Source organism: Streptomyces sp. NPDC017056 (assembly GCF_044332485.1).
Lineage (GTDB): Bacteria > Actinomycetota > Actinomycetes > Streptomycetales > Streptomycetaceae > Streptomyces.
In genome coordinates this window covers 37,273-59,340 of sequence record NZ_JBIRPD010000034.1, presented here as the reverse complement: position 1 = coordinate 59,340, position 22,068 = coordinate 37,273, and the positions used below count along the sequence as shown (strand labels likewise).

Below are 22,068 nucleotides of genomic sequence, written 5' to 3'. Positions count from 1 at the left end.
TCGCCACCAGCCTCAGCCGGGGCGCCCTGCCACTGCCCATGCGGCCACCGTACGGCCACGCCTGCTCTACCAATCAGCGGCTGCGCCGGCGGAGGAGTTCGGATACCGCCAGCATGACCAGGCCCGCGGCAATGACGAGTGACCACCACCAGTGGTCTCCGGCGGGACCAGAGCTGGAAACCACCAACACCGCAATCAGGATCGTGACCAGACCGGCGCCGCTGACAACCCAGAGCCACATGCGGCGCTGGTCCTCGGCGCACAGCACCACGGCGGCGATCAGCGCCAAGATGAGGACCGGCAGCCCCAAGATCCCAAGCCCTAGCACGGCCATGAACGCAATCAGCGCGGCGGCGGCCGCAATCCGGCGACGACGTCGACGAGTTGGGCCTGGCGCAGATGGCTCGTGATCGGCGGTGTGAGGGCTGGTGCCAGATGCCGCCATGCTGCGGGCGGGCGTCGTCGGGTTGAGCCCGATGGGAGCAGGCAGGTCGGGTCCGGTTGGCCTGATAAGCGGGTGAGGCCAGAAGTCGTCCCCGGAACGCCCTGGTTCCTGCAACTGTGATGGCTGGGGAGCGGTGTTAGATGGCCTTGCCTGTACTTCAACGGCCGGCTCCGTGGCCGGCGTAGTGGTCGGTCCGGGCTCGGCGGCCGGGCCGAGCGGGGGCTCGGGTGCCGGCGGAGGGATGGTCTGAAGCCGGGCTGCCGCGGCGGCGGACACGAGTCGGCTGTCGTCGTCCACCAGCCGCTGGAGCTCATCGATGGCGCGCCGCCGCACGAGGTCGTTACCGATCCGGTGCAGGTGGGCGAGCCCGTCCACGGCACCGAGGCGGTCGGTGGCGATGGGGCTGCTGAGCGCATGGCGCAGGTGGGCCGGCAGGGACCAGTTGATGTTCCGGGCGATGACGATGCGGCCCTCGACGTTGTCCTGTTTCTTGGGCCGCTGCTGCGGCATCTCGTCGACGACCCGGTCGTGGACGTAGCCGTACAGCTCGTCGAGGGTGATGTCGCCGTCGCCGTCGAGGTCCGCGCTGCCGTCGCGCAGGCCCTGGACCAGGTAGCGGGTGAATACCGACTGCACCGCCTGACCGTGCGCCTGGTTCCCTTCGAACGAGTATTGGGTCGCGTCGGACGCGGTCAGCACGGTACGGCCGCGGCCGTGGAAGCGCTCCAGCGCGTGGACAGCCGTGTCGCCCTTGGAGATCCGGCCGGCCGGGAACGCCCCGCTGTAGCAGCAGTCGAGGATGAGTACCTTCTGACGTGAGGCGCACCCCTCCATGGCCTGGTCGATCTGCTCGGCGGACAGCGCAGTGAACAGCAGACCGTCCCGGCGGGTGTTGGCCATCGCCAGGTACAGCCGACCGTCATCGTCCTTCAGACCATGGCCCGTGAAGTACAGCAGGGTGAGATCGTCGCGGCGCCGGTCGCGGTAGAAGTCGCCGATGGCCTCGCCGACGAGGTGATGCGGCTGGTTGACCAGGGTGGTGACCTCGAACCCGGCGATGGCCGGGTCTCGCAGCACCGTGGCGAACGCCTCCGCGTCGTGTGCCGGAGCGGTCAACTGCCGCAGAGCGCTGTCCTGGTACTCGTAGGTGGCGATGAGCATCGCCAGTCGGCGGCCCATGGCTAGCTGCTTGTGTGGCGATGGATGTACGCGTCGATCAGGTCACGCCGCTCGGCGTCGGAGGCCCGCTCCAGTTCGATCGTGTCGCCGTCGATGGTCAGCGAGACACGATGCCGCGCGGAGGACCTGACCAGCCAGTCGCGTACGGTCTCGATCAGCGCCGTGAACACGCCGCCGGACGCGCTCAGCGCCACGACGACGGCTCCGAGAGTGACGGCATCGGTGCCCTTTGCAGCGTCAGGAGCTGAGGCACTGGGTCCAAAACGAACCGATTCGACGTCCAGATCGGCAATCTCGGCCTTCAGACGGCGGGTCACCCGTTCCCCCGCCTCCGGATCCAGATCGGGATCGGGCGCGACGACCAGCAGCACTTCCATCACACCGTCCGCCTGCTGATCCGCTGGTCGGCTTCTCGTCGAAGACTCGTCCTGCATAAGTCCATCCCCCTGCGGCAAGGCCTCACAAAGCCATGCCTCACAGTGTGGCGCCATTCGGCCACTGACGGCAGCCAGTCGGAGCTACTGGCCGAGTCGGCGGAGGAACCGGCAGTCAACTACTCATCGGCTGGCGGGACACTGCGGCTCCGAGGACGTGATCCATGCCGGTTTGGCAGGTCCGGATCAGACACAGCTTCTGAGGACGGGGGGCTGTTCAACCGGTTGCGGCCGGTGCACTGGCTGCGTGAGCCGGAGACACGGATGGAGCGGGCCGAAGACGCCGAGCTGGTGGCCATGTTCGTTGCCTGCCGCAACGCGCGGGACCGGCTCGTCGTGTTGCTGGTCGGCAGGGTCGGGTTGCGCCGCGGACAGGTGGCGGGCCTGCGGCGCAGCGATGCGAATCTGCTGCCGGATTCCCGTGCGCTGGGCTGTGACTACCCGGGCGCTCATGTGCATGTGCGGCGGCGGGAGAACGCGAACGGGGCCTGGTCGAATTCCCGGATCCGCGGCGTGTTCGGGCCGCCGTCGAACGGGTGCCCTGCCCGCGCGTGTCGGCAGCTCCCGGCGGTGACCGGTGACGGCAGCGGTTCGCAGAGATCCTCGGCGCCCTGGACACCGACTTCCTGGACGTTCTGGGGTGGGACTGGGAGCGCAGGGTGCTCACCTACCCGCGGGAGCATCCGGTGCTCGGGCTGCCGGACTGCCCGGTGCCGAACTGCACCTTGGCGATCACAGTGGCGACCTTGCCGATGTGCCGCGGGTGTATGGAGCGCTGGAGCAAAAGCGGGGTGGCCTTGGAGGAGTTCCTGCTGATTCCCAAGGGCGTCAGCCGGGGGGTCGGGCAGCATCCGTGTGCGGTCGGGCGGTGTGAGCGTCCCCGGGTGACCGTCGCCGGCAAGCTGTGCGAGTCCCACCACCTGCAGCGCACCGTCACACTGGGCGGAATGGCCATGGAGAAGTTTGTGGTCCATCCGAAGGTCGTCGGGCTGGCCGGGCTGGGAGCGTGCACGATGGCGGCCTGCTACCTCGACCGGGGCAGCCGCCAGTACCCCTACTGCCAGGCGCACATCCAGCGGTTGCGCAGGGCGCGCGAGCGGCCTGGCTTTGTGGAGGCGCGCTGGCGGCGCACGGACAAGGCGATCTGCACCACCCGCGAGGTCAGCCTGCGCGGCCTGCCGGACCTGCTGGTCGCCGAGATCCTCTACGGGCTGTGGGCCCGGGTGCAGGAAGGGTTCAAGACCCGGCCGGAGTGCCTGCGCCCGATGTACGACCGGATGCGGGCGCAGCAGATCAAGACGCTGGAGGAGGTGACCGATCCGGCCGCGGCCGGGTACGGCCGCGAGCACGGCATGATGATCCGGGCCGCCCGCACCGCGCTGCGCCGGCTGAACACCACGCTGGAGGCCGAGCGGGTCAAGGACGTGTGGGACATGGCCGTCTTCGGCCACCCCGGGGTCCTTCCGTTCACTTCTCTGGTGCAGGAGCCGCTGCGGGAGGCCATGAAGGTCTGGGTCTACGACGATCTGCCCCGACGGCGGAACAAGAACGCTGTCCACCACGCTCGCGCCGTCATCTCCGCGATGGCCCTGCTGTCGCAGAACCTGCGGCTCCAGCGCCCGGGCCCGGGGAACGGTGCCGGCGGCGTGGGGGCGCAGCGACATCGTCGCCTTCTGCAACCGCATGGGCTACCTGACCGAAACCGGGAAGCTCAGCGCCGCCCGGCGCCTGGCCTTCATCCGGTTCGTGCGCCGGGTCCTGCTGCGCTTTCGCACTCTGGGGCTGACCGGGCCCGGTCAGGTGCTGGCCGGGATGCCAGTGGATTTCGCGCTCTGGCCCGAAGACATGCCGGACGAGCCGGAGGACACCGAGGCTGGCCGGAGTCTGCCCGAGGAGGTGATGCGCCAGCTGTGCACCCATCTTCCGAGCTTGGAGGCGATGAGCAATGTCGAGACCCGCGTAACCACCGACCTGCTGATCGACACCGGCCGCCGTCCCGACGAAGTCTTAACCCTCGCCCTCGACTGCCTCCAACAGGACCCGGACGGCTCGGACGTCCTGGTCTACGACAACCACAAGGCCTACCGGCTCGGACGCCGCCTGCCGATCGGCCGCGAGACAGCCACGACGATCCGCCGCCAGCAGCAACGGGTCAGGGAACGCTTTCCCACCACCGACCCGGCCCGGCTCAAACTGCTGCCCCGGCCGAAGACCAACCCCGAAGGCACCAAGGGCTTCAAGGACATCTGCGCCATCCACCGCGCCTGGGTGGACTCCCTGCCCGACTTCACCGTTCCCCTCGTCACCGTCGAAGCGGACACCCGTGTCACGCACCTGGTGCCTTTCGACAAGAAAAGAATCTTCCCCTACGCCTACCGCCACTGCTACGCCCAGCGTCACGCCGATGCCGGTGTGCCGGTCGACGTCCTCAAGGAGCTGATGGACCACCGGCTGATCACTACCACCCAGGGCTACTACCGCGTCGGCGCCGAACGCCGCCGCGAGGCCGTCGACCGGGTCACGGCCCTGCAGTTCGACCGGCGCACCGCCAAAACCCTGCTGGACTCCGAACACGTCCGCCGCGCCATCGGCGAGGTCGCCACCGCTTACGGCACCTGTCGCGAACCGAGCAACGTCGCCGCCGGCGGCCACGCCTGCCCGCTGCGCTTCCGCCGCCTGGGCTGCGAACACTTCTCCACCGACGTCTCCTACCTCCCCGACCTCCAGGCCCACCTCGCCGACCTGTTGCGCAGCCGCGAACGTCTCATGTCCGCCTTCGAGGCCGACGAGTGGGCCCGCACCCAGGCCATGCCCTCCGAAGAGGAGATCCGCCGGGTGCGCCGCCTCATCGACCGCGTCCAGAGCGACCTCGACGATCTCACCCCCGAAGACCGCGCCCACATCGAGCAGGCCGTCGCCCTGGTCCGCCGCAGCCGCACCGTCCATCTCGGCATGCCCCGCACGCGCCAGCCCCTGCCCGACGTACGCCCCCCAAGGACCCTGATGTGACCACCCCGATGAACAACGGCCGCCACGCCGGCACCGACCGCCGCCGCCAACGAGTCCAGAACGCCATCGCCACCGCCGTACGCGACGGCACCCCGCTGACCGCTTCGGCCATCGCCCGGGCAGCATGCGTCGACCGCACCTTCCTCTACCGTCACCGCGACCTGCTGGACATCCTGCACACGACCGGAAGCCGATCCGCCCGTCCCGCACCGGCAGCCGGGCCGACCGTCACCCCCGTGTCGTTGCAGGCAGACCTCGCCAACGCCAATGCCCGCGTCGCCCGACTGGCTGCGCGCGTCCAGCAACTGGAGAACCACCTCTCCCGACAACTCGGGAGCCTGGCCTGGCACGAGGCTGGACTCGGCGCAGCCAACGACGTCGCCGAGTTGCAGGCTGCGGTCGTCCGTCACGAACAGCGCAACACCGAACTGAGCCGCCTCTTGGAGGAGCGGCAGGCTGAACTGGAGGCGGCGCGGGACGCCAACCGTCAGTTGACCAGGGCCCTCAACCAGCGGGAGTGATCTGGCGCGCACAGGCTGACAACCCAGCCAGCGCGTCGGTCTCGAACTGCTCCAGCTCCTCCGCCGAGACCGGAGCCCGCACATCGCGGAGGTCCCGCACAACCGCCAGTGCCGCCAACCCGAGCCTCTTCACCTTCACCCGGGCCGTCAATCGGTCGGAGCAGATGAGGACGCTTCAAGAATCCCAAAGTTCGTCATCCAGCGGGAGAGCAGACTTCGCACAATGCAAGTCTCAGAAGGGGAGCCGCCCCGCTTTTGAGTGAGAACGGGTTGTGTGTTTCTAACAAGGTGAATTAGAGCCAGCAGGTTAGCGGGATAGGGAGCCACGGTTTGGGCAACGAGATTGAGAGCCACAACCTGACGCCGCTGGCCCACCGCAACGGGCGGTTCACCGTCCGCCAGTGCGACTACGCGGTGCCCGCCCGGTTCATCGGCATGAAGGTGCGGGTCAAGCTGCGGGCGAACGAGATCTGGGTCTTCGAGGGCCGCGGTCAGGACCGTAACCGTGTTCTCGTCGTCAAGCGCGAGGGGAAGCCGCAGGCTCAGCCTTTGGCTTCGGACAGCAGCTTCTGGAGCTCACCGGATTGATACTTCTCGGCGACGACGTCCGAGCCGCCGATGAACTGACCCTTGTGATAGAGCTGCGGGATCGTCGGCCAGTCGGAGAAGTCCTTGATGCCTTGGCGGATCACGGGGTCCGTGAGGACGTTGACCACATGAAAGTCGACGCCCGTCTTCTTCACCACCTCGACCATGCGTGCCGAGAAGCCGTCCTGAGGAAGACTTGCTGTCCCCTTCATGTAGACCACGATGTCATGTGCGGCCAGCGTGTCTTCGATTGTTTGCCGTGTCCCTGGACTGAGATCTTCCTTCGCCATACCGCCGATTTTAGAAAGGCAGGTGCCGACGTACAACCGAACGCACGTGCACCGGTCGGTACGGATGAAAGCGCAGCACCTCTATAGGCAAGTGGGGCGCCGGGGCACCCGACCAGGCAGGGCGCGGGACAGGCACCGCCTCTGACACATCCATGACGAGGCCGGGCTCTGCCGACCCGCGCCTGTCAGGGACACGGACCGGCAGAGCCCGGGGACCAACGAACCTACTCGCTCACACCCGCAAAGCCCCCGCGGAGAGGGCCGCGTGCGCGCTCTGGTCGGCGTGCAGTTTGAACGCCCTGGCCGCATCATGGGCCTGCCGGGCGTCGTGGTTCGGGCCGGCGTGCAGAATGGCCATCGCCCGGTGGGCCGCCGCCCAGGCGGTCACAGCCCTCGCCGTCTCGTCGGCCTCATCGGCGCCGCTGTCCCACAGGCCGAGCGGCGCCAGGATCGTCACCTCGTCGAAGGACTCGATAGAGGCCAACACCTCCTGCAGGGACGTGCCGGCCGTGTTGGCCAGGCAGCAGAAGCCACCCCCGTTTTCGAATTAGCTGCGTAGCGCCGCGCCGGTTACCGCGGAGGCCGCGCCCTCACCGGCAGCACGGGGCAGGGTTTGCCAGCTGTCGACGCGCACCACACCCTCGAACCCCGTACCGAAGTCGGCGATGAACAGCGGCACGGCAGTCGGGCCAGAGGACACCGAAAGGCTCACGAGACGTTCTCCTCGATGTAGACGCCGGGGTAGTTCACTGGGATCCGTCATCGAACCCTCCGTCCAGGTCATGACCCGGGCAGGTGGTGCGTCAGCCGCGGTAGACGCACCACAGATAGGTGTTGTAGGAGGTCAGGGCGGGAGTGGTGGGGCTGGTCGCTCCGTCGATCTTGTTGAATGCGCTCCAGGTGGAACCGCCGAAGGTGGCCCAGTACAGCTCGTGGCCGCTGCTGCCGCGCACCACGCAGTACAGCTTGCCGTTGTACGGGGCGAGTGCGGGGGCCAGCGGGGTGTAGCCGGAGGGGAACTGGCTGAACCTGCTCCAGCGGGTGCCGTCGAAGGTGGCCCAGTGCAGGTTGTGGTTGCCGTCGCCGCGCACCACGCAAAAGAGCTTGCCGTCGTGGGAGGCCAGGGCGGGGGCGACGGCGGTCGAGCCGGAGGGGAACTCCTGGAACCCGCTCCAGCGGGTGCCGTCGAAGGTGGCCCAGTACAGCTCGTGGCCGCTGTTGCCGCGCACCACGCAGTACAGCTTGCCGTCGTGGGAGGCCAGGGCGGGGGCGACGGCGGTCGAGCCGGAGGGCAGCGGCTGGAACGTGCCCCACCCGGAGTCGTCCTCGCGAGCCCAGTGCAGCTGCCCCGCGGCGGAGCGGGCGACCAGGTAGAACTTCCCGTCGTGGACGGCCAGCGCCGGGGTCGAGGGACTGGTGGCGGCGAGCTTGCTGAATGCGTTCCAGTAAAGCCCGTTGAAGCGGCTGATCTTCAGATCGGAACTGTCGTTGGTGCGCAGGACGCAGTACATCTTGGAGTACTGCCCGGGCTGGGCCGCCACGGCCGGGGTCAGCTGCGTGGTGCCCGAGGGAAAGAGCGTGCTTTTGCGCCACTGCTCGTCGTTGTGACAGGTGATGTACATCAACCTGCCCGTCTCATGGGTGATCTTGATGTACAGCTTGAACTGCCCGCCGTCGCCGACGAACCACCACCAGTCCATCTTCTCCGGTTTGGCGGCCAGCGCCTCGAGAGCCGGCCGCTCGAAGATGATGGTGCGCTCTTGGACCAGGTCGTCGTCGTTGCGGAACCACTCGATGAGTTCGGCGATCAGCCGGGCGATGAACGACCCGAGTTTGATCCACTCGGTCATGTTCTCGTAGTGGCCCACCGGGAAGAACTCGATGATCTCGGCGAACTTCCACAGCTCCTCGGAGATCAGGTGGGTCCTGCGGATGAGTTCGTCGTAGAACTCGCTGGAACTGTCGTCGGCCTCCCAGCAGGCGATGTGCACGGCCACCGACTTGCGCAGCGTGCCGGAGAACAGCACCGTGCCCGCGTCGAAGTCCCGTACGCTGCCCTTCACGATCTCGCCGTATTCACGTGTCTTCCGGGCGGTGTTCGCGCCGGTGTCGCTGGAACTGCTCAGCGCCCAGTAGATCTCGTCCCTGGTGCTTTCGTCGGTGTCGTCGACACACCGGAAGTGATCCAGCGTGAGGCCGATGTCAGCCACCCCCAGCAACGCGTCCGGTGCGGGCCGCGGCGCGGACGAGCCCACAAGCGTCACGCCGAACCCGTAGTCGGCGCACCCCTGGCGGAACTCCTCGGTGTCCCACTCCGTTCCCTTCTCCAGCGCGTCCACGTCGATGACGGACACATTGGGCTGCGTCACCGCCGGCATGGCCTTCACGTCCCGCAGCAGGTCCTCGCTCGTGTATCCCTCCTGCAGCGCACGCCCCACGACTGCCTGCGGAAGAGCAGCCGTCTTGTGCTCACTGGCCTCCGCGTAGACCCGCCCGATCTCGCGGACCTCCTCCCGGGACAGCAGGCTCTCCAGGGGGGTCAGCAGGTCCCGCTCCAGCGGCGTCAGCTCGAACCCCGCGTCCAGCCGGGCTGCGGCCCGCAACAGCACGCCGTACAGCAGCCCGCTTTCCACCGGAGCCTGCGCACGCCGCTGTGCGCGTGCCCCTGCCGGTGCTCCCTGCAATTGCGCCCGCAGGTTCTCGATGCGCTCGTTCTGGGTGTAGAGCCTTGCTGCCACGCGGTCCTCCCTCGTCCGGGCCGCAACGCGAACCGCAGCGGCGCCGCTATCCTCCCCTGACGACCTCGGAGAGTAATCGCTCGTTTACAGACAATGAGTCGAAGCGGGTCGGGGCGTGCTGCGAGCACAGCGCCGCAGGCCCAGGACACCAGGTCACTCACGTGGCCGCCGGTCAGCCGCGATCGGCGGCGCACCTTTCACCCCCGTACCGGAAAACCACTCCCGCCACTGGCCTGAAACCAAGGGGGGCCACGGTCGGAGGTGGGTGGAGGAGACCCGGTGGCCGAGGCACTCGCGGCGGGCTGCGACATCCCCCTTCCGCGCCTCACCCTGGTCAACCATCCAGCCGCCCGCCGGCGACGCTGGGGGCGGGATCTTCAGATGCCGGCCCGGCCGCACCCTCTGCCGCCGGTTCGGGGGTCCGCGCATCGGGTGCGGTGCGGGGTGGGGCGGCGATGGCGCCACACCTGTTGTGTCCGGTAGCGTCGGCCACACTGGCGCTGAGCTGCACTGAGTTCTCGAAGCCCGCCTCTCGCCACACCACTTACCCCAGAGAATCCGCTCTGCCTGCGGTGCCTGGCGCCGGTCCGTGCCGCGCAGGGCAGGCCCATGCCGCAGTGGCTGCCTGACCGGTCAGGTGTCGGGGTGCAGGGCCTGGCGCAGCAGGGTGACGGTGGCGGCCGCGGCTGCCACCGTGGCGTCGTCCGCGCCGCGTGCCGGGTCCTGGAGGTCTTCGAGGAGGGCGACGGCGGCTTCGAGGACGCCGGCGTGGACGGGAACGGTGCGCAGGGCGGCCAGGGAGGCGGTGGCGCGGCCGGCCGCGGAGACGTCGCCGGGCTGGGGGATGAGCTGAGCAACGCCCCGGCCGAGGGCCCGGGGTGCGGGGGTGGTGGTCACCGCACTAGTGTCCCGTACCGGCCCAGGCCCCTGGGCCGGTACCGAGAACGCTGAGACAGGATCCGGGGCGGGCTGGGCCGGTTCGTCACCGGCGTCTGGCCGCCGCCGGCCCGGGCCCGCCGTACCTCGTTCATCTTCCCCGGGAACAAGGCGGACCGCTCCTGTCCCGCCGCCCGGCCCGCCATGCACGGCCAGTGCTCCGTTGCTCGGTTGCCGGCAGGTCAGCCGGGCGTGGTCGTCGGGATGGGCTCGCGGTCGGTGGGCTCGCAGGTGCTGCTGTGAGCTGGGCGCAGGCCGGGCCGGGGCCACCAGTACGCCCGGTGCACGGTGCCGCGGTCCCGGCTGGTCTGGAGGGCGACCTGGTATTCGGTGCGGTCGTTGGCGTGGTCCAGGCGCGCCATGACGGGCGCGTACTTCCGGGTGCCGCTGCCGTAGACGTACAGGGCCGGCCGGTCGCCGGCCGGCCGGCACCGCACCCGTGGCTGGGCCCGTTCTCGGGCCGCCACGGCGGGACCTGCTCGGGTTCCTCGATCTGCTCGCTCACGCCGTTCATGATGCGAGCGAGCACTGACAGATCGGTCAGGTACTTGGCCTGCGCTTTCCCGGCATGATCATGGCAAGGTAGTCTGACGATGGTCTTGATGCGCCTTTGTGGGCATTAAGGCTGTCATTACCGCTATAGACCACGGTCACCGCGGCAGTGGGCGGACACGTCAACAGGTGAGCGCTCGCGGTGCGGGTGTAGCGGCGAACGGGGCCTTTTCGAACTTCCAACGTCGACCGGCGACTTCTGACGCAGTCGGTGTCTGAGCATGCACGGGCGCGGCGGCGCCTGCGTCCTCTGGGGGGCGGGTACCCGTCGCCGTGTATCCGCCGAGAAGCAGCCGCTGCCGGCCGGGGTCGCCCAGAGACCCAGGAGGAGCACTTTTATGAAGCGTCTGATAGGTGCGGTTGCGGCCGCGGCCGTTCTCGCCCCGGCATTTGTCGTCGGAGGCTCGGGGCAAGCCTTCGCTGCCACCAAGACCGTTCAGTGGAAGAACAAGGCCACGGGCTACTGCCTGTCGTCCATCCACGACACGGTCAGCACAGACAAGTGCAACCTGCGGATCACCAACTGGCGGGAGACGAAGCAGGCCGACGGGACCTTCATCCTCAAGAACTCGACCGACGGGTGGTGCTTGGACAGCAGGAAGAACGGCACCGTCTACACCCACTCGTGCAACGGCGGTAACAACCAGAAGTGGCGCGAGATCAAGGATTCGCTGGGCTGGCGTCTCACCAACAAGGTCACCGGCAAGACCATTGGTGTCAACAGCGAGGAGGTGTACGCCGGCTTCGACGGCGGCATCAAGCACCAGCGCTGGAGCTGATTGACCGCGCACCACCCCGGCTGGCTCCACCCGGCCCGGCCGCGGTGGGGTTGCGGAGCACGAGGGTCATTGGGGAGACCGAGCTGCTGCCGAACGCGTTCGCAATTCTGCGCCGGGAACGCTCCAGCGCTGCGGCGTCGCCGACATCCTCATTGACCGGGGCCTCTGACCCAAGCGGGGCGTCCCTTTGACGACGGAGCTCGGGTCCTTCGGAACGGGCGGATGTACGGCGTACGGGCGCCCGACGATGCGGGCCGCTGGGAGGGGCCTCATCGTCGGCCTGGGGGCTGCGGTCAGTCGAGGTCGGGTCCGTAGCTGCCGGCCGCGCCGTCGCGCGGGTCGTCGGGCGGCTCCGGGACGGTGCCGGTGCCGTCGCAGCGCTGGCACTGCACGGTGGTCTCGGTGCCGTCGGCGGCCCGTACGGTGATCTGCCCGTCCTGGCACGAGCCGCACCCGGGCACGGTGTCCTCCTGGCCCTCGTGCTGGCGTTCGCGCTCGCGGAGAAGCTGGAGCGTCATATCGATCAAGCGGCCGTAGCGGCCGTCCTCGCGCAGCAGGCGCGCGTATTGCGGGTCCACCCAGCCCATGGCGGCCTCCTGGTGGTGCGGTGCGGACGGTGCGCTTTCAGCGTCCTCCGCTGTCGGCTCCTGGTCCAGCCGTCCGCCTTCGGCCGGCCCTCCCCGGCGCTGTTCGCCCGCGCCGATCGCGGCTGCGCCCGCATCCTCGCCGTCCAGGTCCCGGACGCCGGCACCGGCGACCGTGACCAGGACGACGGCGCGGCGGGCGCCCGGTGAGCGACACCCACACCGTGCTCTACGACCCCAGGGCCTGATCGAGGCCGTCCTCCCCCTGGACCGCGCCCCGTACGGGGCCCTCGTCACCGCCGTCCTCGCGTGGAAGGACCCGGACCTCGCGCCGGGCGACTACGAGCAGAGCGCCCTCCATCTGACCGGGCACGCCCGCGCGGTCGCCGCCGACGTCCGGCGTCTCGCCGCCGCCCTGCCCAAGAGCGACGGCCGCGGCGCTTTTGCCGAAGTCATCCTCCGCGAAGCCGCCGGGCGGATCGTCACCGTCGACCTGGACGCGGAGTCCCCGCACATCCTGGTCAACGCCTCCACGGGCGGCGGTAAGACGGTGTCCTATGTGGTGAGGCGGAGTAGTTGTTTGTAGCAGCACAGGGTGGCTGCCAGTCCGAGGAAGGCCGGGTAGTTGGAGGGGTGGTGTTTGTGGCGGGGGCTGAGGCGGCGGTAGCCGGTCAGCCGTGACAGGGTCGGCTCGATCACTCGCCTGCGCTGCCCGAGTCGTTTGCTGGGTTCGATGCCCTTGCGTGCGTCACGGACGCCGATGTGTTTGCCCCAGAGCCATCGCCGCAGGGTGGGGATGTCGTATGCCTTGTCCGCAGGGAGGCGTTGGGGCTTGAAGTAGCGGCCGCGGTGCGGGTCGTGTTGCGTGTGGGGTCGCGCCGCCGTCGGTTTCAGTCCGTTGCTGTCGTGGATGTTCGCCGGACAGGTCCCGGCGGCCGGGGGCAGTGTGTTTGCGTCCGGCAGGTGGTGCATCTTGGTACCCGGTTTGCGCCGGTCCACGGGGCTCGGGTCTGTGTGTTCGCCCCCCTTTTTTTGGCGCGGATGTGGGCGGTGTGTCGAGTACCACGCGGGTGATGTCGATGGGGCCGGCGTCATCGAGTGGGTGGAGTACGGCCTTGTGCAGCCGGCTCCGGACGCCGGCTCTGGACCAGGTCAGGAACCGCCGATGAGCGGTCGACTTCGAGATTGCGAAGCAGGGCGGCAGGTGCCGCCAGGCGCATCCGGTGACCAGCACATAGATGATGGCGGCGAACAGCGTCTCATCAGGTGTATCCGAGGTCCCGCCGCCTTGCGGTCGCGCTCTCGGTGGCGGGAGCAGCGGCTTCGTGATTTCCCGCAGTCCGTCCGCAACGATCCCACTCCACGTTCCTGCCCCGTGCTGTAGTGCTACTCCGCTTCATCGCATAGGGCACCGTTTTTGGAGTCGTTCGTGGCCGCCGGCGTGGCCTACGGCGCTATGACCACTGTCATGTCGCCGTGCTGTGCCCGGTGCTGTTGGTGGTCTGCCGTGAGGTGTGCACCGAGGCGGCGAAGACCGTTCCGTTGGCGGCCGTCGGCCGCTTCGCCCAGGGCCTTGGCGTCTGGGGCCCGAGGCCCGGCTGGATGTGTGTGGTCGGTTACGACGGTGACCAGGCCGTCGGGTACGCCTGCGGAGCCCTGCTGGCGGTCGGCGCCCCGTGGTGGGGCGGTCTGCTGGCCGGCGTCGATCCCAACACCGTCGAGGAGACGGGCGGGCGCACGTATGCGCTCAGTGAGTTGATGGTCGGTGTCCCGTGGCGCATGACCGGTGTCTTCAAGCAGCTGTACGACGCGCTGCTCGAAGGCCGGACCGAAGAGCGCGCCAGGCTGCTCGTCGACCAGAGGCATCCCAAGGTCCGTGCGCTGTAGGGGTCATGGGGCTGGCGGGTGCTCGGCGGCCTCCGGCCCCGTCTGTCCGACGCGCCTGTCTTCCACGCCATGTTGCTGCCACTTCGCTGACCCGCCGCCCTGGTCGGTCTGCCTGGTCCGCGGTGGGCGGTGTGCGGTGTGGGGCGTGACAGGTGGGGGGCAGGGCCGGGGGCGGGCGCCGGAGTCGGGGTGGGAGTTCTGCCTGAGCTGGGGCACGTTGATGATCGGCTACGTGGAGAAGGCCGGCCGTACGGTGCCTGCCGAGGAGTGGGCGTTGACGTTGGCGGAGCCGGGCCGGCTCTTGGCCGACGTGTTGCTCGCGGCCGCCGTCTGCCAGCAGGCGTCCACGTCGGCCCGGGTAGGGGAGGGGGCCAACGACGTGGTGCTGTGCGCACACGGGGCCGCGGAGTGACCGGGCTGCTGGCCCGGCAGGCCCTTGGATGCGTCCGGGGCGTGCCTGACCAGGAGGGCACCGAGCGGGGCCGTGCCGAGCGGATTGCGCTGTGCGCTGGCCGAGCACGCGGGCCGGCTGGACGGCCGGGACCGGTGGGGGCGGGTGCTGCGTGTCACCGGTGAGCTGGCGGCCAGGGTGGCGCGGGAGGTGGCGGGGAAGTGCTACGGGGAGACCGGGACGCCGCTGCGGGCCTTGGGAGTCGTATGCCGGCGGCTGCTTGAGCACCGTCAGTTCGCCGGCGTCCTCGGCGGTCACGGCTATTGACGTCGGCGCGGTGGCCGGTGCCCGAGCCTTCTCGGGGTGTGCGCTGGGGCACCGGCGGCCGGGACGCGCCCGTCCTGCCCCAGTCCCTCGCGGCGGGGTGCTTCCCGCCCGGGGCGGTAGGCCGTACGGCGGCAGCGCGGCCCGGCGCCTTCGTACGCCGCCCGGCCGGGCTCCGGGTGCACGGTCGCGGCGGGGGTCGCAGGGTGGGGTGATGGGTGCTCCGTCGCCCTGGGGGGTCGTGCGGTTGCCGGCGTCGTCCGGCGGGCGGCGCGTCCGCGTCGACGGCACCCTTCTGGGTGTCGCCTACCGGCCGGCCGATGTGCTGGAGTTTTTGCGCCGGGCCGGCGCCGGCCCGGACCAGGTCGATCTGCAGGGTCCGCAGGTCGAGTGGGGCGGTGGCGGGCCGGATGTGTGGTCCCTGCCCGGCAGCCCGGCGTAACGGTCGTGCGGTGAGCGCCTGCCGCCCGTCCGGGTGATCCATCGTCGTGGAGCGGACCGCCGCACCCACCGGGCCGTCTGGTGATCCGTGAAACCGATCAACGAGGCGCATCTCGCCGCGCCGGGGCCGGTCGCGGTGGAGATGGTGGCCGGTGACGGATAGACCGCTTCTGCGGCCGCGCGGGCGGGGTGTGCCCTGGGGTGGTCCAGCGGCCCGTCGCAGCCGTGGCGTGTCTCCGGGGGGCCCGGCGTACGGGTGTGGTTCGTTGAAGTAAGCCGGGCCCCAGATGGTTGGTGGACAGAGGGGCACTGACTCGGTTCTTTCACTGTGTTTGGCTTTTCTGCGGGCTGACCGTCAGGTTCGGCCCGGTTCGGGCCCGGGCGGGCACTCGGTTCACAGGACGCTCCGGGAACCATGCAATGCAGACGCCTCGATGGCCTCGAGAGTTTGGTGGTGTGCGACGGCGTGCTCGAAGTCCGGGACGGTGTGGGTGCCCTCCTCGATGTCTTGCAGCAGGTGGGCGTAGGCGTGCGCCACGGTGGAGGCGCCGCTGTCTGCGAGAGGGTCCGGCGTGCGCAGATACGTCGTGGGCACGGGCATCGGTTCGAGGTCGGCGCCGTGCTGTGCCCCGAAGATGCGCGCCTGCCCGAACTGGAGGTGCCCTGTGGGTCCGCGTAGGACGATGTCTGCGGCGGTGCCGTTGACCTCCCAGAGGAAGTTGGTGCCGGCCGAAAGGCCGCCCCGGTAGTGGGCTGCGTAGATCGCGCCGCTGTCCAGGGTGCCGTGTACGGCGATCTGGTCGTGGGCGGTCTTGATGACCTGTTCGCCGGTCTCGGTGTTGGTGCCGTAGGGGCGTCTGATACCGGCGGTGGCTGAGACGTCGTGTATGGGCCCGAGGACGTAGGTGAGCGCGTCGAGGGTGTGCCCGAGGGGGACGGTCAGCATCGACGCCCCGCTGGCTCGGTCGAAGGTGTAACTCGACCGGACGGTACACGTATCGGCCCAGCCGCCGCCGGAGCCGACGAGCGTGGTCGAGAGCACGTCGCCGATGTAGCCCTCGGCGATCAGGTCGCGCAGATAGCGCACGGTGGGGGTGCTGCGGGCTTGGAGCCCGACGGCGGTGTGCAGGCCGGCCCCGGAGGCGAGGGCGGCGAGTTCCTGGGCCTCGGCCAGGGTCCGGGCGAGCGGCCACTCACAGTAGACGGTCTTGCCCGCTTCGGTGCAGGCCCGGACGAGTTCGGCATGTTGGGGCACGCGCACGCAGATGGCGACCAGGTCGATGTCCGGGTGATGGGCGAGTTCGTGTGGATCGTCGACGGCGAGATCGATGCCGAACTGTCGTTGTGCCCGTTGTGCCGCCTCCTTGCTGCTGGCGGAGAGGCCGCGGACGACGAATCCGTCCAAGGACTGCAGGGCGGGCAGGTGGGCCCTGGCTCCCCAGCCGCCGTCGGCGCTGAGTCCGATGATGCCCACACCGAGTGGTGCCGCCATGGAGGTGCCTCCTTTGGGTTGGTGCGTGTCAGGCGAGCGCGTCGTGCGTCCGGGGCGCCGGCTCGGCGGGGTTTTGTTCGCCGGGGGAGCCGGCGCTGGCTGTTGCCTGCTTCTTGAGGCCGAGGGCGGCACCGGTAGCGAGCAGGATGACTACGGCTGCGGTGAAGACGGCCGCCTGCAGACCGGCTGAGAGCCGGGCGGGGGTGGGGTGGCTGCCGCTGACCGAGTTGGTGATGGCCACGAGCACGGCCAGGCCGACCGCGGCGCCGATCTGCTGTCCGCTGTTGGCGATGCCGGAGGCCAGGCCCTGGAACTGTTCACGCACCCCGGCGGTGGCAGCGGAGAACATGGCGGTGAAGACGACGCCCTGGGCGAGGCTGAAGACCACGATGCCCGGGCTCATCAGCCAGTAGCTGCCCTGGGCGTCCAGGGAGGCGGCGAAGGCGGCGGTGCCGATGGCCCCGGTGACCAGGCCGGTGAGCAAGGTGACGCGCACGCCGAACGCCGTGGACATGCGTCCGCCGATCATCGTGCCGATCAGCACGCAGGCACAGGGCAGGATGAACGCGAAACCAGTGGTCAGTGCGTCGTATCCGTGGACCTGCTGCAGGTCCATGGTCAGGAAGTAGGCCAGTGCGCCGAAGGTGGCCATGAACAGGAACGTGATCGCGGTACCGATGTTGAGGTTGCGCTGGGTGAAGACCGCCAGCGGAACCAGGGGGTCCGAGCTGCGCTTTTCGATGAGGGCGAAGGCGCCGAGCAGGACCACGGCCGCCACGAAGGCGGCCAGGGTGACCGGCGCGAGCCAACCGAGTTCGGGGCCTTCGACGATGGCGAAGACCAGCAGTGTGGCGCCGGCGGTGACGGTGAGACTGCCGGGCACGTCGAACGAGCGGCTCGTGTCGGCCGGCGGGTCGGCGGGGAGCACGCGCAAGCCGAGCAGCGCGATGGCGGCGGCGAGAGGCACGTTGACGAAGAACACCGAGGACCAGCCGAAGGCCTGGGTGAGCACGCCGCCCAGGAGGGAGCCGAGAACCATGCCGCTGCTGCCCGCGGCCCCCCAGATGCCCAGCGCGCGGTTGCGCTCGCGGCCTTCGGCGAAGGTGGTGGTCACCAGCGACAGGGTGGCGGGGGCGAGAAAGGCGCCGCCCAGTCCCTGCAGGGCCCGGGCGGCGATGAGCGGGCCGGGTGCGCTAGCCAGTCCTCCGATCAGCGAGGCGATCGCATACAGGGACAGGCCGATAGTGAACACGCGGCGGCGGCCTGCCAGATCGGCGGCGCGCCCGCCGAAGAGCAGGAATCCGCCGAAGACTACGGCGTAGGCGCTGACGACCCACTGCAGTTGCTGGTCGGAGAACCCTACGCCGGTGCCGATGTCCGGCAGGGCGACGAAGACGATGTTGTAGTCGATGCCGATGGTCAGCTGTGCCAGGGCGAGCGCTGTGAGGACCAGGCCCGGGTGGCGTGGGGAGCTTGAATGCATGACTGTCCCGTTTTGGTGAGGGTGGGTAACGAGGCTCAGAGAAGGCATGGGCATGACGTTCACGAGCACGGTCGTGCTCCGTGCAGCCCGCAGAGCGTAGCAGTTCAAATATTCCGAACTAGAAGCATGTGCGCAACCGTCCTGCCTCAGGCGCGCCGCCGCCGGCCGGCAGGCGAAAGGCGAACTGCCCCGGGCGCACCGCTGGCCGGCACGCACCCCCAGCCCTGACCTGCACCTTTGGCGTGACAGAGGAGGGGGACCGGGTCGCGTGGGATGGCGCACCCAGGCGCCGAAACGGATCAGCTAGTGTATTTCTAGCTAGCATTGCAATGAGCTAGAAGGTTCCGTAGGGTTGCCGCATGACGCGCGACACAGCACGGATGGCGACGTCCACCGACCGCGAGGTCTGCAGCTTGGTGAACGAGCTGTCGCAGACCATCAACCGTCACGTCCGGCGAGCGGCCGAGAAGCTGGACCTGACCGAGACACAGGCGGTGGCCCTGCGCGAGCTGACCGAGCCGACCACTCTGCGCGCCCTGGCGAAACGGATGTGCTGCGAGGCGTCCAACATCACCTTCGTGGCCGACCGGCTGGAGGCCATGGGGCTGCTCGAGCGCAAGCCGCACCCGACCGATCGCCGCTCCAAGGAGCTCCACCTGACGGCGAAGGGCACCTCGATCAGGAGGGAGCTCCTCAAGCACCTCAATGCCGACTCGCCCCTGCAGAGCCTCGATCAGAACGCCCAGGGCGAGCTGCGCGACCTGCTTCTGCGGGCGACCTCCCACAGCTGATTGCGAATACTGCAGGGTCCTTTTTTATCTCCGCCGCAATCCCTGCGGCGGAGTTAAGTGTGCTTTTTAACGCGCGTGGCCCCGGGTCACGCGCCTTTTTGCGGCCCTGCTGCGCCCCCGCCGGTTCGAACAGTGGCCGGCGCGCGGGGCCGGGCTGGACGGCGAGTTGCTCGAGTCGATCTCGATGATCGACGCGTTCGTCGCCGCCCTGCAGCTGGGCCAGGTGCTCCTGTACGAACTGGACGGCCTGACCCGTGCGCAGAGCAACACGTTGTGGATGCGCAGCACACACATCACGCGTGCCGGCGCCTCCCGCCCCTGGCACGGCAGCGAACCGATCACGACGTCCCTACAAGCAGCCAAGGCGCTGCCCACAGCAGCGGGGGAGACCTGGCGTACCGCCGACGTGGTCTCCGCTGTGGGCGACTTGACGGTGCGCTGCGCCGTCGCCCACAGGCTGCTGGAACGTTCCCTCATTCGTCACTAGATCCCAAGGACACCTATGCGACTCGCCATCTCTGGCACGTATTCGGTGGGCAAGACCCTCACGACGATGGCCGTGGCCCACCTGACCGGGATCCCGCGTAGCTCGGCGAAGACCATGCGCGAGCTGCTGCCGATCTCGGTGCCCGGCAAGACTCTGGAGGAGTGCACCGCCGCCGAGATCATCATGCTCATCATGCGCCGCAACCAGGAACGCGCGGTGAACGAGAGCCATCTGGCCGACGGGTTCATCTCCGACGGCTCCTCGCTGCACGAATGGTGCTACGGCACCGTTCGGGTCCTCCTCGGGATCAACCCGAACGAGTCGGTGGACCTGGAGTCGGTGGAGATGACCGACGAGCTCTCCTTCTATGCAGATGTCATGGAGCAGATGGGCATCCCGGCGAAGCAGCACGCCAAGGCCTCCTACGACGCGTTCGTGCACCTGCCCATCGAGTTCCCGCTGGTGCTGGACGGCCACCGGCCGGTCAACGAACGGTTCCGGCAGCTCGCGGACGAGAAGCTGTTACGTGAGCTCAAGGAGATGGGCATGCCGGTGCACGTGGTGGGCGGCACGGTCGAGGAACGCCTGCGGAAGATCACCGACATCTTCGGGTTCACCCCGGCGCTGTCCGTCAAGGAGGCGATCCGGCGGGCGGAAGCGGACTACGCGCAGCTCGACACCACCTCCGAGACCGACCGTGCCGCGCCGGCGGTGGCCTCGTGACTGCGGCAGCAGTCCTCTGCGGGCTGGGCACTGCGTTGCCCCCGCGGGTTGTGACCAACGACGACCTGGCGCAGCAGTATGACACCAGTGACCAGTGGATCCGCGCCCGCACCGGCATTCAGGAACGCCGCTGGGTCGGGGAAGGTGTGGCCACCAGCGACCTGGCGGTCGAAGCGGGGCAGGCTGCCTTGAAGTCGGCCCAGACGGATAGCGTCGATCTGGTGGTGCTGTGCACCACCACACCGGATCACCCCTGCCCGGCCACGGCCCCGGACGTGGCCACCCGGCTGGGTCTGTCCGGGGTGCCGGCCTTCGACCTTGCCGCGGTGTGCTCCGGCTTCGTCTACGGCCTGTCAGTGGCTGCAGCCCACATCATCTCTGGCGCGGCCCGTCAGGTGCTGGTCATCGGCGCCGAGACATACTCGCGCATCTTGAGCCCGGAAGACCGCACCACCGCGGTCATCTTCGGCGACGGGGCGGGCGCGGTGGTACTGCGCGCCGGAGAGCCGGACGAGCCCGGTGCTCTCCTCGGCTTCCACTTGGGCAGCGACGGGGCCGGCAAGGACGACATCCTCCTGCCGGCCGGCGGTGCTCGGCAGCGCACCGCCACGGAGCCCGACCGCTGGCAGGGCCGCTACTTCACGATGAACGGCGGTGCCGTCTATCCGGCGGCGGTCGAGCGGATGACCGCATCCACTCAGGCGCTCTTGCAGGATCTGGCCTGGTCTGTCGAGAGCGTGAACTGGTTTGTGGGCCATCAAGCCAACCGCAGGATCCTCAACGCGGTAGCCGACCGGCTGCAACTGGACCGCGAGAAGGTCGTCATTGATCTTGATCGGGTCGGCAACACCTCCGCGGCATCGATACCGCTGGCCTTGGCCCGCTTCGCGCACGACGCCGCCTTCACCGCCGGCGACCGCGTCGTCCTGACCGCCTTCGGCGGCGGCTTCACCTGGGGGGCTTCCGCGCTGCGGTGGCCGACCCTCGAGCCGGTCTCGGTGACCTGCCGCACCACCTGAGCCCCCCTTCCAAGCCCACATCCGAGCACGCGCCGGGAGGAAATACCGTGCTTACCCCCGATATTTCAACTGATTCCATCGTCGAACTCATCACGGACTTCCTCACCAACGTCGATGTCATCGACGCCGGGGACGTGACCTTGGACGGCGACTTCGAGGCCATGGGCGTCGATTCCCTGGTGATCATCGAACTCTCCCTCCGGCTCAAGAACGAGTACGGCTTAGAGCTGGACACTGCGCAGCTCCATGAGCTCGGCACCGTGCGCGACGTGGCTGACCACGTTCGCTCCGAGCTCGTGAGTGCCTGACCGGCACCACGTAACCGCCCCTCACGCCATTGGGAGTTCACATGACAGTGCGACTTGCCCTCATCGGCGCCTACGGCAACGGCAAGACCACCCTCGCGGATGCTCTGAGCGCCGAACTCGGTCTGCCCAAGGCACATGCCAACCCCATGCGTGACCCGCAGGGAAGCAAGGGCACCTCACTTGAGCAGTCCTCCGACGAGGAGCTGTTCCAGCTCACTATCCGCCGCTTCGGTGAGCGTCTCCTGGGCGAGGCAGCTCAGGGGACCTTCGTGTCCGACGGTTCGGTCCTCCACGAATGGATCTATCTTCGCACGCGGCTGGCCCACGGGCTGCACCCCGCTCAGGAGGCACAGTGGCCAGAGGGGCCCGCCACCGCACCGCACCGCTACGCGGCGCTCGAGGAGCAGATCGGCCACGTCGTGCAGTCCTTCTGCAGAAACCGTTACGACGGGGCAGTGCTCGTGCCGGCCGAGTTCCCCCTCACGGTGTCCCCACCGCCGATCAGCGAACGCTTCCGGGGCCTGATCGACGAACTGTCCGCCGAGACCGTCAAGCGGTTGCCCGTGCCGAGCATCACGGTCAGCGGCAGCGTCGCCGAACGCGTCCAGTCCGTCCGCGACTTCCTCAGCCACCTGCGATGAACGCCCGGCTGCAATTCACCGAACAC

The 22,068-nt window shown here is 69.0% G+C and carries 28 protein-coding genes and 1 pseudogene; 16 read left to right on the top strand and 13 right to left on the bottom strand.

Going from position 1 to position 22,068, the window contains the following annotated elements:
• Positions 1 to 73: 73 nt before the first annotated feature.
• The 3 genes from ACH4OW_RS38040 to ACH4OW_RS38030 all read right to left on the bottom strand — a co-directional run bounded on the left by ACH4OW_RS38040 (position 74) and on the right by ACH4OW_RS38030 (position 2,881).
• Positions 74 to 1,624 (bottom strand): caspase family protein, encoded by a 1,551-nt coding sequence (locus tag ACH4OW_RS38040; protein WP_398033317.1) that lies wholly within the window; start codon positions 1,622 to 1,624, stop codon positions 74 to 76.
• Positions 1,625 to 1,626: 2 nt separating this feature from the next.
• Complete coding sequence (locus tag ACH4OW_RS38035; protein WP_398033314.1) at positions 1,627 to 2,058, bottom strand: hypothetical protein; 432 nt, start codon at positions 2,056 to 2,058, stop codon at positions 1,627 to 1,629.
• Positions 2,059 to 2,725: 667 nt separating this feature from the next.
• Positions 2,726 to 2,881 (bottom strand): hypothetical protein, encoded by a 156-nt coding sequence (locus tag ACH4OW_RS38030; RefSeq protein WP_398033312.1) that lies wholly within the window; start codon positions 2,879 to 2,881, stop codon positions 2,726 to 2,728.
• Between the two features lie 812 nt (positions 2,882 to 3,693).
• Between ACH4OW_RS38030 and ACH4OW_RS38025 the strand changes: the two genes are divergently transcribed.
• From ACH4OW_RS38025 to ACH4OW_RS38015, 3 genes are all read left to right on the top strand, one after another.
• Positions 3,694 to 5,067 carry a tyrosine-type recombinase/integrase gene (locus tag ACH4OW_RS38025; RefSeq protein ID WP_398033310.1) on the top strand — a complete coding sequence of 458 codons (1,374 nt, stop codon included), beginning with the start codon at positions 3,694 to 3,696 and terminating at the stop codon, positions 5,065 to 5,067.
• The gene (locus tag ACH4OW_RS38020) at positions 5,064 to 5,588 is read left to right on the top strand and encodes a hypothetical protein (RefSeq protein ID WP_398033307.1); all 525 of its coding nucleotides are present in this window, start codon (positions 5,064 to 5,066) and stop codon (positions 5,586 to 5,588) included. Before ACH4OW_RS38025 ends, ACH4OW_RS38020 begins: the two co-directional genes overlap by 4 nt.
• Positions 5,589 to 5,918: 330 nt before the next feature.
• Complete coding sequence (locus ACH4OW_RS38015) at positions 5,919 to 6,176, top strand: hypothetical protein (protein ID WP_398033305.1); 258 nt, start codon at positions 5,919 to 5,921, stop codon at positions 6,174 to 6,176.
• On the opposite strand, the gene grxD is transcribed toward ACH4OW_RS38015, so the two are convergent.
• The 6 genes from grxD to ACH4OW_RS37985 all read right to left on the bottom strand — a co-directional run bounded on the left by grxD (position 6,131) and on the right by ACH4OW_RS37985 (position 10,607).
• The gene (gene grxD / locus ACH4OW_RS38010; RefSeq protein WP_360138978.1) at positions 6,131 to 6,466 is read right to left on the bottom strand and encodes a Grx4 family monothiol glutaredoxin; all 336 of its coding nucleotides are present in this window, start codon (positions 6,464 to 6,466) and stop codon (positions 6,131 to 6,133) included. The two genes, ACH4OW_RS38015 and grxD, sit on opposite strands and share 46 nt — an antisense overlap.
• A 232-nt stretch (positions 6,467 to 6,698) precedes the next feature.
• Positions 6,699 to 6,950: a hypothetical protein gene (locus ACH4OW_RS38005; RefSeq protein ID WP_398033302.1), complete on the bottom strand. Its 252-nt coding sequence runs from the start codon at positions 6,948 to 6,950 to the stop codon at positions 6,699 to 6,701.
• A gap of 63 nt (positions 6,951 to 7,013) precedes the next feature.
• On the bottom strand, positions 7,014 to 7,178 hold the full coding sequence (locus ACH4OW_RS38000) for a hypothetical protein (RefSeq protein ID WP_398033299.1): 165 nt from the start codon (positions 7,176 to 7,178) through the stop codon (positions 7,014 to 7,016).
• Between the two features lie 91 nt (positions 7,179 to 7,269).
• Positions 7,270 to 9,204 (bottom strand): hypothetical protein, encoded by a 1,935-nt coding sequence (locus tag ACH4OW_RS37995; RefSeq protein ID WP_398033297.1) that lies wholly within the window; start codon positions 9,202 to 9,204, stop codon positions 7,270 to 7,272.
• 633 nt (positions 9,205 to 9,837) lie between these two features.
• Positions 9,838 to 10,101 carry a hypothetical protein gene (locus ACH4OW_RS37990; protein ID WP_398033294.1) on the bottom strand — a complete coding sequence of 88 codons (264 nt, stop codon included), beginning with the start codon at positions 10,099 to 10,101 and terminating at the stop codon, positions 9,838 to 9,840.
• Between the two features lie 221 nt (positions 10,102 to 10,322).
• The gene (locus ACH4OW_RS37985; protein WP_398033291.1) at positions 10,323 to 10,607 is read right to left on the bottom strand and encodes a hypothetical protein; all 285 of its coding nucleotides are present in this window, start codon (positions 10,605 to 10,607) and stop codon (positions 10,323 to 10,325) included.
• A 423-nt stretch (positions 10,608 to 11,030) separates the two neighbouring features.
• Between ACH4OW_RS37985 and ACH4OW_RS37980 the strand changes: the two genes are divergently transcribed.
• On the top strand, positions 11,031 to 11,471 hold the full coding sequence (locus ACH4OW_RS37980; RefSeq protein ID WP_398033288.1) for an RICIN domain-containing protein: 441 nt from the start codon (positions 11,031 to 11,033) through the stop codon (positions 11,469 to 11,471).
• Between the two features lie 293 nt (positions 11,472 to 11,764).
• On the opposite strand, the gene ACH4OW_RS37975 is transcribed toward ACH4OW_RS37980, so the two are convergent.
• Positions 11,765 to 12,058 (bottom strand): hypothetical protein, encoded by a 294-nt coding sequence (locus tag ACH4OW_RS37975; RefSeq protein WP_398033285.1) that lies wholly within the window; start codon positions 12,056 to 12,058, stop codon positions 11,765 to 11,767.
• A gap of 12 nt (positions 12,059 to 12,070) precedes the next feature.
• Between ACH4OW_RS37975 and ACH4OW_RS37970 the strand changes: the two genes are divergently transcribed.
• The gene (locus tag ACH4OW_RS37970) at positions 12,071 to 12,265 is read left to right on the top strand and encodes a hypothetical protein (protein ID WP_398033282.1); all 195 of its coding nucleotides are present in this window, start codon (positions 12,071 to 12,073) and stop codon (positions 12,263 to 12,265) included.
• Positions 12,231 to 12,641: a hypothetical protein gene (locus ACH4OW_RS37965; protein ID WP_398033279.1), complete on the top strand. Its 411-nt coding sequence runs from the start codon at positions 12,231 to 12,233 to the stop codon at positions 12,639 to 12,641. The genes ACH4OW_RS37970 and ACH4OW_RS37965 overlap by 35 nt, the downstream gene beginning before the upstream one ends.
• On the opposite strand, the pseudogene ACH4OW_RS37960 reads toward ACH4OW_RS37965, so the two are convergent.
• Positions 12,611 to 13,409, bottom strand: a pseudogene (locus ACH4OW_RS37960) (IS5 family transposase). The gene ACH4OW_RS37965 and the pseudogene ACH4OW_RS37960 sit on opposite strands and share 31 nt — an antisense overlap.
• 122 nt (positions 13,410 to 13,531) lie before the next feature.
• On the opposite strand from ACH4OW_RS37960, the gene ACH4OW_RS37955 reads away from it, so the two are divergent.
• The 4 genes from ACH4OW_RS37955 to ACH4OW_RS37940 all read left to right on the top strand — a co-directional run bounded on the left by ACH4OW_RS37955 (position 13,532) and on the right by ACH4OW_RS37940 (position 15,099).
• Positions 13,532 to 13,942: a hypothetical protein gene (locus ACH4OW_RS37955; protein WP_398033277.1), complete on the top strand. Its 411-nt coding sequence runs from the start codon at positions 13,532 to 13,534 to the stop codon at positions 13,940 to 13,942.
• 145 nt (positions 13,943 to 14,087) lie between these two features.
• On the top strand, positions 14,088 to 14,354 hold the full coding sequence (locus ACH4OW_RS37950; protein ID WP_398033275.1) for a hypothetical protein: 267 nt from the start codon (positions 14,088 to 14,090) through the stop codon (positions 14,352 to 14,354).
• Positions 14,355 to 14,426: 72 nt separating this feature from the next.
• The gene (locus ACH4OW_RS37945; RefSeq protein ID WP_398033272.1) at positions 14,427 to 14,660 is read left to right on the top strand and encodes a hypothetical protein; all 234 of its coding nucleotides are present in this window, start codon (positions 14,427 to 14,429) and stop codon (positions 14,658 to 14,660) included.
• 211 nt (positions 14,661 to 14,871) lie between these two features.
• Entirely contained in the window at positions 14,872 to 15,099 is a 228-nt protein-coding gene (locus ACH4OW_RS37940) for a hypothetical protein (RefSeq protein WP_398033269.1), read from the top strand.
• Positions 15,100 to 15,492: 393 nt separating this feature from the next.
• Here ACH4OW_RS37940 and ACH4OW_RS37935 read toward each other — a convergent pair whose 3' ends face one another.
• Both ACH4OW_RS37935 and ACH4OW_RS37930 read right to left on the bottom strand, forming a co-directional pair.
• A complete protein-coding gene (locus ACH4OW_RS37935; protein ID WP_398033267.1) occupies positions 15,493 to 16,590 on the bottom strand; it encodes a Gfo/Idh/MocA family protein in 1,098 nt (365 codons plus the stop codon).
• Between the two features lie 28 nt (positions 16,591 to 16,618).
• Positions 16,619 to 18,073, bottom strand: coding sequence for an MFS transporter (locus ACH4OW_RS37930; RefSeq protein ID WP_398033264.1), 1,455 nt, complete (start codon positions 18,071 to 18,073; stop codon positions 16,619 to 16,621).
• Positions 18,074 to 18,432: 359 nt separating this feature from the next.
• On the opposite strand from ACH4OW_RS37930, the gene ACH4OW_RS37925 reads away from it, so the two are divergent.
• From ACH4OW_RS37925 to ACH4OW_RS37900, 6 genes are all read left to right on the top strand, one after another.
• Positions 18,433 to 18,864: a MarR family winged helix-turn-helix transcriptional regulator gene (locus ACH4OW_RS37925; protein WP_398033261.1), complete on the top strand. Its 432-nt coding sequence runs from the start codon at positions 18,433 to 18,435 to the stop codon at positions 18,862 to 18,864.
• Positions 18,865 to 18,970: 106 nt separating this feature from the next.
• A complete protein-coding gene (locus ACH4OW_RS37920) occupies positions 18,971 to 19,351 on the top strand; it encodes an AvrD family protein (RefSeq protein WP_398033347.1) in 381 nt (126 codons plus the stop codon).
• A gap of 15 nt (positions 19,352 to 19,366) precedes the next feature.
• Entirely contained in the window at positions 19,367 to 20,074 is a 708-nt protein-coding gene (locus ACH4OW_RS37915) for an AAA family ATPase (protein ID WP_398033258.1), read from the top strand.
• Complete coding sequence (locus ACH4OW_RS37910; RefSeq protein ID WP_398033255.1) at positions 20,071 to 21,093, top strand: beta-ketoacyl-ACP synthase III; 1,023 nt, start codon at positions 20,071 to 20,073, stop codon at positions 21,091 to 21,093. The genes ACH4OW_RS37915 and ACH4OW_RS37910 overlap by 4 nt, the downstream gene beginning before the upstream one ends.
• 47 nt (positions 21,094 to 21,140) lie before the next feature.
• Complete coding sequence (locus tag ACH4OW_RS37905; RefSeq protein ID WP_398033252.1) at positions 21,141 to 21,401, top strand: acyl carrier protein; 261 nt, start codon at positions 21,141 to 21,143, stop codon at positions 21,399 to 21,401.
• Between the two features lie 41 nt (positions 21,402 to 21,442).
• A complete protein-coding gene (locus ACH4OW_RS37900) occupies positions 21,443 to 22,042 on the top strand; it encodes an AAA family ATPase (protein ID WP_398033249.1) in 600 nt (199 codons plus the stop codon).
• Positions 22,043 to 22,068 lie beyond the last annotated feature (26 nt).

Coding starts and splice junctions, on each gene's coding strand:
- ACH4OW_RS37935 (WP_398033267.1), bottom strand. CDS start 16,590: ATGGCGGCACCACTCGGTGTGGGCATCATCGGACTCAGCGCCGACGGC.
- ACH4OW_RS37975 (WP_398033285.1), bottom strand. CDS start 12,058: ATGGGCTGGGTGGACCCGCAATACGCGCGCCTGCTGCGCGAGGACGGC.
- ACH4OW_RS38035 (WP_398033314.1), bottom strand. CDS start 2,058: ATGCAGGACGAGTCTTCGACGAGAAGCCGACCAGCGGATCAGCAGGCG.
- grxD (WP_360138978.1), bottom strand. CDS start 6,466: ATGGCGAAGGAAGATCTCAGTCCAGGGACACGGCAAACAATCGAAGAC.
- ACH4OW_RS37915 (WP_398033258.1), top strand. CDS start 19,367: ATGCGACTCGCCATCTCTGGCACGTATTCGGTGGGCAAGACCCTCACG.
- ACH4OW_RS37930 (WP_398033264.1), bottom strand. CDS start 18,073: ATGCATTCAAGCTCCCCACGCCACCCGGGCCTGGTCCTCACAGCGCTC.
- ACH4OW_RS37925 (WP_398033261.1), top strand. CDS start 18,433: ATGACGCGCGACACAGCACGGATGGCGACGTCCACCGACCGCGAGGTC.
- ACH4OW_RS37940 (WP_398033269.1), top strand. CDS start 14,872: ATGGGTGCTCCGTCGCCCTGGGGGGTCGTGCGGTTGCCGGCGTCGTCC.
- ACH4OW_RS38040 (WP_398033317.1), bottom strand. CDS start 1,624: ATGGGCCGCCGACTGGCGATGCTCATCGCCACCTACGAGTACCAGGAC.
- ACH4OW_RS37900 (WP_398033249.1), top strand. CDS start 21,443: ATGACAGTGCGACTTGCCCTCATCGGCGCCTACGGCAACGGCAAGACC.
- ACH4OW_RS37980 (WP_398033288.1), top strand. CDS start 11,031: ATGAAGCGTCTGATAGGTGCGGTTGCGGCCGCGGCCGTTCTCGCCCCG.